7 protein-coding genes are annotated in these 9,274 nt (G+C 74.6%); 5 read left to right on the plus strand and 2 right to left on the minus strand.

What is annotated here, in order from left to right; all coding sequences use genetic code 11:
- Positions 1-302 precede the first annotated feature (302 nt).
- The gene (locus ACZ6KY_RS24465; RefSeq protein WP_401336591.1) at positions 303-1,091 is read right to left on the minus strand and encodes a 4'-phosphopantetheinyl transferase family protein; all 789 of its coding nucleotides are present in this window, start codon (positions 1,089-1,091) and stop codon (positions 303-305) included.
- Entirely contained in the window at positions 1,084-1,272 is a 189-nt protein-coding gene (locus tag ACZ6KY_RS24470) for an MbtH family protein (RefSeq protein WP_469312472.1), read from the minus strand. Before ACZ6KY_RS24470 ends, ACZ6KY_RS24465 begins: the two co-directional genes overlap by 8 nt.
- Before the next feature lie 293 nt (positions 1,273-1,565).
- Between ACZ6KY_RS24470 and ACZ6KY_RS24475 the strand changes: the two genes are divergently transcribed.
- The 5 genes from ACZ6KY_RS24475 (at position 1,566) to ACZ6KY_RS24495 (ending at position 9,241) form a co-directional block, all read left to right on the plus strand.
- Positions 1,566-3,890 carry a lantibiotic dehydratase gene (locus ACZ6KY_RS24475; RefSeq protein WP_469312411.1) on the plus strand — a complete coding sequence of 775 codons (2,325 nt, stop codon included), beginning with the start codon at positions 1,566-1,568 and terminating at the stop codon, positions 3,888-3,890.
- The gene (locus ACZ6KY_RS24480) at positions 3,890-5,398 is read left to right on the plus strand and encodes an amino acid adenylation domain-containing protein (RefSeq protein WP_469312412.1); all 1,509 of its coding nucleotides are present in this window, start codon (positions 3,890-3,892) and stop codon (positions 5,396-5,398) included. Before ACZ6KY_RS24475 ends, ACZ6KY_RS24480 begins: the two co-directional genes overlap by 1 nt.
- A gap of 155 nt (positions 5,399-5,553) precedes the next feature.
- Positions 5,554-6,630 (plus strand): threonine ammonia-lyase, encoded by a 1,077-nt coding sequence (locus ACZ6KY_RS24485; protein ID WP_469312413.1) that lies wholly within the window; start codon positions 5,554-5,556, stop codon positions 6,628-6,630.
- A complete protein-coding gene (locus ACZ6KY_RS24490) occupies positions 6,627-6,899 on the plus strand; it encodes an acyl carrier protein (RefSeq protein ID WP_401336579.1) in 273 nt (90 codons plus the stop codon). Before ACZ6KY_RS24485 ends, ACZ6KY_RS24490 begins: the two co-directional genes overlap by 4 nt.
- Before the next feature lie 53 nt (positions 6,900-6,952).
- Positions 6,953-9,241, plus strand: coding sequence for a lantibiotic dehydratase (locus ACZ6KY_RS24495; protein ID WP_469312414.1), 2,289 nt, complete (start codon positions 6,953-6,955; stop codon positions 9,239-9,241).
- Positions 9,242-9,274: the final 33 nt, after the last annotated feature.

Consider the following 9,274-nt stretch of genomic DNA (forward strand, 5'->3'; position numbering starts at 1 on the left):
GCACCACCGCAGCGAGCCTGCCCCTACCCCCCCCCCCACCCCCCCCCCCCACCCCCCCCCCCCCCCACCCCCCCCCCCCCCCCACCCCCCCCCCCCCCCCCCCGCCCCCCCCCCCCCCCCCCCCCCCCCCCCCCCCCGCTGGCGCCTTCGCCTCTCTCGCTTGTGCCTCTCTCGTGGGTTTCGCTCTCGTGCGTGCGGTGTTTCCGTGCGGTGTGCTCCCGCGTGCGGTGTTTCCGTGAGGCGTGCCGCTGTGTGGCGTGCTCCCGTGCGCGGTGTTCTGAGCGTGGTGCGGGCGTGCGGCGTCACTCCCTCCGCAGCGCCACCGCCGCCGCGTACCCCGTCGGGACGAGGACGTCCCCCAGGGTCCATTCCGGTGCCGGCGCGGCCGGCCGCGACCCGGTGCCGACGTAGTCGAGGGCCGGATCGCGCACCAGCCCCGTACCGATTCCCTTCAGATACGCCTCCTTTCGCACCCAGGTCCGGGTGAAAGCCGCCTGCCGCTCGTGCACCGGCAGCCGTGCGAGTTCCTCCGCCTCCGCCGCGTGCAGCGCGCGGTGCGCGCTGCGCACCGCCTCCGCGGTGGCCAGCTCCTCCACATCGACACCGACCGGCGCGCCGGCGAGCGCCACCAGCACCAGGTCCCCGCTGTGCGACAGGGAGAAGTGCACCCCCGGCGTGCGCAGCGCGGGCCGGCCGTGCGGACCTCCGCAGCCCGCGCACGGCTCGCGCATCAGCGGCAGCGCCTCGGCCCGGATGCCCAGCAGCCGGCTGAGCACCGTCCGCAGGGCCGCGTGCGCGACCACGTAGGCGTCGCGGTCCCGTGTGCGGCGGAACGCGCCGGCCCGCGCCCGCTCCTCGGCGTCCAGCAACTCCTGGGCCCGTAGCAGCGCGCGGTCGTCCTGCGCCCCCACCTCGGCCAGGTACAGCTCCAACAGCGCCGGCGCCGGCGGCGTGCGCGGGCCCGCCGCGCACGTCCGGTGATGCGGTGCGGACAGATCCAGTACGGCGGGGCACAGCGGTCCGGCGAGCGGAGCCGCCGGCGGGGGGTGGGACGGCCCGACCGCCAGCAGAGCCGGCCCGGCCTCAGGCATCGACCCCGGCCAGTCGGCGGCGCAGGCTGAGCGGGCGCATGTCGGTCCAGATCACGCCGATGTGGTCCAGGCACTCCTGGCTGGTGCCGCTCAGGCCCTCCCGGTACCAGCCGGCGGGCAGCTTGCGGTCCGCCCGCCAGATCGAGTACTGCTCCTCGTCGTTGCGCACGACGAGATACACGTCGTCGGTGCCGGGGCGGGCCTCTGCGCCGCCCGCGCCGGTCGCGGAGTTGGCTTGCGTCACGGTGAACCTCCCGTAGGTGATGGGGCCGGCCACGGTTCGGAGCCGACCCGCCAAGCGTGTCCGCAACCGCCCGGCCGGGTCAGGGAGGAACGCGCCGAACCGGCGGCGCGCGTTGCTGCCGGATCTTCTCTGGTGACGCACGGCCGTGACGCGGGACCGTGCTCTCCGGTCGCGAACCGCCCGGCCGGGCCGAGCGATCACCGAACACCCCCTTCCGGAAGGAGCACGCGATGTCGGACGAGCACGCGACCGTCCTGCTGCCGGGCGGAGGCTGGCGGCTGTGGGAGCAGTTCGCGCTCCGCGGCCCGGGCTTCCCCGCCGACGGCGTGCTGCGGCTCGCCCCGCCCGGACTCGCCCAGGCCGCCGACAAGTTCGGTCCCGGCACCGAGCTGTCCGGACCGCAGTGGCAGGCGTTCGCCGAGGACCTCGCCACGGCCGCCGTGGACACCGCCCGGTACCTCCAGGGCATCGCCGCCCAGCCCCGCTTCCAGGCGGCTCTCGCCTGGCAGAACCCCGCCGTCCTGCGCACCGGCATCGCGCCGTTCCTGCGCTGGACCCCGAGTGCCGACAGCCGCAGCAGCATGCCCCGTCAGCGCGAGGAGCTGGTCGCCCACTACTGGCAGCGGTTCTGCGTGAAGAACGACACGATCGGCTTCTTCGGCCCGGTCGGCTGGGGCCGCTGGGCCCCCTCCGAGCCCGGCGGCATCCTGGTGGACCCCGGCACCGGCCTCCTCGCCGCGCAGGAGGTGTACTTCTCCGGCTGGGCGATCGACGCGCTCGCGAAGGTCCTGGCCGCGGACAGCGCGCTGATGCGCTGGATCCCGCCGCGCCGGGTGTCGTTCGTGCGCTGCGCGGACGGCACGGCACGGGTCCCGGGACGCCCGGCCCAGCAGGTCGCAGCACGGGACCTGGCTGTTCTGGAACGTTGCGACGGCACCAGGCACTTGAACGCCATCGCCGCTGAACTGGCCCTGAGCGAGGACGAAACGGCCGACATCGTCAGGGGCCTGGTCACCCACCGCTGGGTCCAGTGGCGGCTGGAGGTCCCCGCCGACACCCACCCCGACCGCGCCCTGCGCCGTATACTGGAGCGCGTCCCCGATGAGGCCGTGCGCGAACGGGCGCTGGAACGCCTCGCCGTACTGGAACGCGGCCGGGACGCCGTACGCGCCGCCGGCGCCGACGCCACCGCGCTGACCGCCGCGATCGGCGCGCTGGAGGCAGACTTCGCCGCGCTGACCGACAGCGAGGCCCAGCGCGCCAAGGGTGAACGCACCGCGCCCTGCCGGGGGTTGGTGTACTCCGACGCCCGACGTGCCGCCACCGCCACCCTAGGCGCCGGACTGCTGGCCCACCTCGAACCGCTCCAGCTGTGCCTGACGGCCGCCCGCTGGATGACGAACCGCTTCGCCGAGGCCGTCCGCGCCCGCCTGCACACCGTGTACGACCGGCTGCGCGCCACCGGCGAGCCGGTCGACCTGGCCACCCTGTGGCTGCACACGCTGCCCTCCCCGCACCCCGACGCCGGCGACCTCGTCGACGCCGTACAGGCCGAACTCCGCGCCAAGTGGGCTCGGATCCTCGACGTTCCGCCGGGGGGGCGCAGGGTCCGGCTGACCACGGCCGAACTGGCCGAAGGGGTGCGCCGGGAGTTCGACGAGCCCGGCGACGGCTGGTCGCTGGCCCGGTACATCAGCCCCGACGTGCTGGTCGTCGCCGACGACGAGGACGCCCTCGCCCGCGGCGACGTGCGACTCGTCCTCGGCGAGATGCACTGCGCGCTCAACACGATGGGCGCCTCACTGTTCGTGCACCAGCACCCCGACCGGGACGAACTGCTCGCCGAGACCACCCGCGACTTCCCCGGACCGCGCTTGCTTCCCATGCTGCCCAAGGAACTGCCACTGAAGTGGTCCACCCGCAGCCGGCCCTCGCTGGACCGGCCCCAGGACCACTACGTGGCCCTGGTCGACCAGACGGGCGACCCGCACCGCCCGCGCACGGCGGCGAGCGCCGACGTCCGCGTCGAGGACCGGGCCGGCCGGCTCACGGCCGTCCTGCCCGACGGCACCGCGTACGACGTGCTCGACGCCTACGCCAACACCCTCACCCAGCGCGTCATGGACCGCTTCACCCTGCGCCCCGAGGGCGAGCACACCCCGCGCATCACCGTGGACCGCATGACCCTCGCCCGCGAGACTTGGCAACTGCCCGTCTCGGACGTGGACTTCGCCGACGAGAAGACGGAGGCCGCCCGCTTCGTGCGGGCCCGGCACTGGCAGCTTCGGCACGAGCTTCCCCGGTTCGTGTTCGTGGTCTCCCCGACCGAACCCCGGCCGTTCTACGTCGACTTCGACAGCCCGGTGTACGTCACCATCCTCGCCAAGGCGGCGCGCAGGCTCGCCCGCAAGGACCCCGGGGCCCGGCTGAAGGTCAGCGAGATGCTGCCTACCCCCGAACAGGCATGGCTCACCGACGACGAGGGGCGCCGCCACACCTCGGAACTTCGGTTCGTGGCCGTCGACCTGACCGTCACCGAGGCGGGGGAGAAGTGATGCGCACGGTCGCCGACGACATCGCCGCACACGCCGCCCGCCACCCGGAACGCGTCGCGCTCAGCACGCCCTGCGGTGACGTGACGTACGCCCGGCTCGCCACCCGGATCGAGGAGATCGCCCGCCTGCTGCGCGCCCACGCTGTCCGCCCCGAGACCGTCTGCGCCGTGGCCGTCGAACACGGCACCGACGCGGTCGCGGCCATGGCCGCCGTGCTGCACTGCGGTGCCGCCTTCCTCACCCTGGACGTCGGCTTGCCCCACGACCGGCTCACGGCCTTCGTCCGCAGCGCCGGCGCCCGCCTGCTGCTGACCCACTCGGCCCTCGCCCCGGCCCTGGACCTGAGCCTGCCCACGGTCGCCCTCGACCGGCCCGACCGGCCCGGCGCCACGGACGGCCCGCCGCCCACCGGCCCGGTCGACCCCCAGGCTCTCGCCTACGTCAGCCACACCTCCGGCAGCACGGGGGAACCCGGCGCAGTCCTCGTCGAACACGGTTCCCTCGACGCCTATCTCCGCGACACCGCAAGCGAGTTCGGCCTCGGCCCGGACACCGTGGCCCTGCAGACGGCACCCCTCGGATACGACGCCTCGATCCGGGACACCTTCGTACCGCTGCTGGCCGGAGCACGCCTGGTGATCGTGGACCGGGCCCGGCTGCTGCGCCCCGCGGAGTTCGCCCGCACCGTGCGCGAGCACCGGGTGACCGCCCTGCTCAGCGTCACCCCGTCCTTCCTGTCCCACCTGGCCGGCCGGGCCGACGTGCCCGGTCTGCCCGACCCGCTGGCCGGTGTCGCCCTGGTCGCCTCCAGCGGGGAATCGCTGAGGCCCTTCCTCGCCGCGGGAGGCCGCGGCCTCGTACCCGGGCGGCTCGTCAACCAGTACGGTCCGACCGAGTGCACCATGACCACCACCCGGCACAGCGTGCCCGCCCCGCCCGACCCCTCCACCGACCTCGTGGGCCTGCCCCGCGCCGGTACCGTCGTCCGGGTGCTGGACGCGGACCTGACCCCGGTCGCCGACGGCACGGTGGGCGAGGTGTACATCGGGGGAGCCGGCGTGGCCCGCGGCTACGGCGGGCTCCCCGCTCGCACGGCCGCCTGCTTCGTCCCGGACCCCCTCGGTCCGCCGGGCGCCCGCCTCTACCGCACCGGCGACCTCGGCTGGTGGGGACCCGGAGGGCTGCGCTACGCCGGCCGCACCGACCGCCAGGTCAAGATCCGCGGCTACCGTGTCGACCCGGCCGAGGTCGAGGGGGCGCTGCTGGCGTATCCGGGCGTCACGGGGGCGGTGGTGACACCGCACACCGACGAGCAGGGCCGTGCGTACCTGCTCGCCCATGTCACCGGCGACCTGGCCGGCACCAAGGACGCGCGGCTGCGCGCCCACCTCGCCGACTCGCTGCCGCCGCACCTGATGCCGCGCCGCTTCCTGCGCCTGGACACCCTGCCCACCACGCGCGGCGGCAAGGCCGACCGCCGGACGCTGGCCGCTGGGATGACGTCATGACCGCCACCGGTGTGCGCAGGGGAACCACGGCCGCCCCGGTCGGGGCCGGTGACACGGGAGCGGCGGCCGGTCACGTGCGATCCGTAGACGGTGCCGCCCGGGCCGGAGGCGGTGATGTGCGATCCGGAAGGGGTGCCGTCCGAGGAGCCGTTGACGTGGGGACCGTCGGGGGCGATCCCGGGACGGGCCTGCACGAGGCCGGGTTGGACGTGCCCTGCAAGGGGCTCGGTGCCGCGGTCGTAAGTGGGCTCGGCGTCGCCGGGAGTGGGGCGGCCGAGCCGGGACTCGGCGAGGCCGACCTCAGGGCCGCCGCCGCCCGTATCGCACCGTACGTCATCCGCACCCCGCTGATCCCCGGCCCGGGGACCGCGACACACGGCACGGGGCTGCTACTGAAGGCCGAACACCTCCAGCTCGGCGGCTCGTTCAAGATGCGCGGGGCCGCCAACGCCGTCCTCGCCCTGGGCGCCGACCGGGTTGTCACGGGTTCCTCCGGGAACCACGGGATCGCCCTGGCCCGGATCGCTCGCTCGCTCGGCATCCGGCTGACCGTCGTTCTGGCAGCGGGCGCGACGCCGGCGAAGGCCGCCGCCATCCGCGCGCTCGGCGCCGAGACCGTCCAGGTCGGCGGCGGAGTGGCGGAACGGGAGGAGCGCGCCCGGATTCTGGCTGCCGAGCGGGGCGCGGTCCTCGTCCCGTCCTCGGACCATCCCCTGGTCGTCGCCGGACAGGGCACGGTCGGACTCGAACTGCTGGCCGACGCCCCCGACATCGAGACGGTCTACGTCCCCACCGGCGGCGGCGGACTCCTCGCGGGCCTCTGCCTCGCCGCCGGTTCCCGCCCCGTCCGGGTGGTCGGCGTCGAACCCTCCCTCACCCCGCGCTACGCGCGCTCCCTGGCCGCCGGTCGTCCGGTCCGACTGCCCGCCCGCACCACCGTCGCGGACGGGCTGCGCGGCCAGTACCCCGGGCGCGTCCCCTACCCGATCATCCGGGACCGCGTCGACGAACTGATCGCCGTCGGCGACGCCGAGATCCTGGCCGCCACGGCCTTGCTGCACCGCCTCGGCGTCGAAGCCGAACCGAGCGGAGCCGTCGCCCTCGCCGGAGCGCTGCGCGCCGGCCGCCGCGAACGGGCCGTGGCCATCGTCTCGGGCGGCAACACACCCGCCCGTCTGCACGCCTCGTACCTCACCCACACCCGAACGAACGAGAAGGAACACACGTCATGACCTCGAACACCGCCACCCCTGCCGGTCCGGCCACCGCCGTCGACACCGTCGACCTGCTGGTCGGCATCTTCCGGGAGGTGCTCCGCCTGCCCGACCTCACCGCGGAGACCGACTTCTACGAGGCGGGCGGCGACTCGCTCACCGCCTTCCAGATCACCGGCCGCCTCCAGGAGGAACTGGGCGCAGACGTCCCGGTCTCCCTGGTCTTCGCGTACCCGACGCCGCTGGAACTGGCCGAGGTCGTCGAGGCCGACTACGGCGCCGCCTGACCGGCTCTCCCGGCAAGGACCGTCCACCCGTGCTCGCCAAGGAGAGCCGTGCCATGACCGAAGATCTCGTGCCGTCCCTCGGCCGCTGGCGTCTGTGGGAGCAGTTCGCCCTGCGCGGACCGGGCTTCCCCGCCGACGGTGTCCTGCGGCTCGCCCCCGCCGGACTGGCCGAAGCGGCCGACAAGTTCGAGGCCGACGAGCCGCTCGACGGTCCCGCGTGGGCAGGCTTCGCCCGCCTCTTCGCGGAGTCCGCCGTGGAGACCGCGAACAACCTGCAGGACATCGCCCGCATGCCGGCCTTCCGGGAGGCGGTGGCCTGGCAGAACCGGCCGGTGCTCACCTCCGGCATCGCCCCGTTCCTGCGCTGGACCCCGAGTGCCGACAGCCGCAGCAGCATGCCCCGTCAGCGCGAGGAGCTGGTCGCCCACTACTGGCAGCGGTTCTGCGTGAAGAACGACACGATCGGCTTCTTCGGCCCGGTCGGCTGGGGCCGCTGGGACCCCTCCGCGCAGGGCGTCGCCGTCGACCCTGGAGCGGGCATGATCGCCAAATCCACCGTCTACTGGGCAAGTTGGGGCATCGACGCGCTCGCGAAGACCCTGGACGCCGACCCCGACCTGCGGGAGTGGACCGCACCCCGCCGCATGCCGTTCCTGGTGCTGGACGGCGACCGTGTCCGGGTGCCCGGCCGGCGCGCCGTCACCGTGTCCGCGGAGGAAGCGGCCGTCCTCGCCCGCTGCGACGGCGTCCGGCCGGCCCGGCGGATCGCCGCCGAACTGCCGGGCACCGACGTCCCCGCCGTCCTGGCCGACCTTGTCGCCCGCCGCTGGGTGCAGTGGCGGCTGGAGGTTCCCGCCGGCACCCACCCCGACCGGGACCTGCGCGCCTTCCTCGAAACCGTCGGCGCGGCCGGACCACGCCGACGGGGTCTGGAGGCGCTGGACCGGCTGGAGCGAGGGCGCGGCGCGGTAGCGGCGGCCCGTGACGTCGACGCCCTGATCGAGGCGCTGACGGCACTCGAACGCGACTTCACCGAACTCACCGCCACGGCCGCGGTACGGGAGAAGTCCGCGTCGACCGCGCCCTGCCGGTCGCTGGTGTACTCCGACGCGCGCCGGTCCGCCACCGCCCGCCTCGGCCCCGCGGTGCTCGACGCACTTCGCCCGCTGCGGCTGCTGATGGACAGCGCCGCCTGGCTGACCTCTGGGCTGGCGGCGGTGGTGAAGGAGGAGACACGCCGTGTCCACGACCGCCTCGCCGCCGAGGGCCCGGTCGACCTGGCGTCCTTCTGGTTCGCCTCCCTGCCGGTGCTGCACGGCGCCGCCCGCAGCGCCGCCTGCGACGCGCAGCGGGAGTTCGCCGCACGCTGGCAGCGCATCCTGAAGGTTCCCGCGGGCGCTCGGCGCGTGGCCGTGGCGTCGGCCGACGTCGAGGCGGCGGTACGAGAGCGGTTCGCGGCCACCGGCGACGGGTGGACGGCTGCCCGCTATCTGAGCCCGGACGTGCTGATCGCCGCCGACGGCGCCGAGGCCGTCGCGCGCGGCGACTTCACCCTCGTCCTCGGCGAACTCCATCTCGCCGCCAACACCTTGGGAGCCTCCCTCTTCACCCACCAGCACCCGGACGTCACCGAACTGCTCGACCTCACCGACCGCGATCACCCCGGTCCGCGTCTCATGCCCCTGATCCCGAAGGAGCATCGCGCACGCCTGTCAGCCCGGGTCCGCCACACCCTCGTACGCCCCCAGGACCACCTGGTGGCCCTGGCGGACTTCACCGCCGACCCCGCCCGTCCCCGCACGGTCCGCAGCGCCGACGCCACGGTCGAGGACCGCGACGGCGACCTCGTGGTCAGGCTCGCGGACGGCACGGCCTTCCCGGCGGTGGACGTCTTCTCCCACGTTCTGACCACCTTGTCGATGGACCTCTTCCGACTGCTGCCGGAGGCGGACCACACGCCCCGCGTCACCCTCGACCGCCTGGTGGTCGCCCGCGAGACCTGGCGTCTGCCGGCGGCGCACGCCGGGTTCGCCGACGAGAAGGACGAAGCCCGGCGCTTCGTCCGGGCCCGCCGCTGGCGCACCGAACTGGGCCTGCCTCGCTATGCGTTCGCCGTCCTGCCGACCGAGTCGCGCCCCTTCTACGTCGACTTCGACAGCCCCGTCTACGTCACCATTCTCGCCAAGGCCCTGCGCCGCCTGGCCCGCAAGGAACCGGAGGGCACGGTCGCGTTCACCGAGATGCTGCCCACCCCGGAGCAGACCTGGCTCACCGACGACGAAGGCCGTCGTTACACCTCGGAGTTGAGGTTCGTGGCCTTCGACACGGAACCGGACCGGTGATCCCGGCTCGGCAGTGCAGTACACGGATGGGCA

The organism is Streptomyces sp. NPDC042002 (genome assembly GCF_055588305.1).

What these genes read in the sequence shown, in the direction of transcription:
- ACZ6KY_RS24465 (WP_401336591.1), bottom strand. Translation starts at nt 1,091, where the DNA reads ATGCCTGAGGCCGGGCCGGCTCTGCTGGCGGTCGGGCCGTCCCACCCC.
- ACZ6KY_RS24490 (WP_401336579.1), top strand. Translation starts at nt 6,627, where the DNA reads ATGACCTCGAACACCGCCACCCCTGCCGGTCCGGCCACCGCCGTCGAC.
- ACZ6KY_RS24475 (WP_469312411.1), top strand. Translation starts at nt 1,566, where the DNA reads ATGTCGGACGAGCACGCGACCGTCCTGCTGCCGGGCGGAGGCTGGCGG.
- ACZ6KY_RS24480 (WP_469312412.1), top strand. Translation starts at nt 3,890, where the DNA reads ATGCGCACGGTCGCCGACGACATCGCCGCACACGCCGCCCGCCACCCG.
- ACZ6KY_RS24495 (WP_469312414.1), top strand. Translation starts at nt 6,953, where the DNA reads ATGACCGAAGATCTCGTGCCGTCCCTCGGCCGCTGGCGTCTGTGGGAG.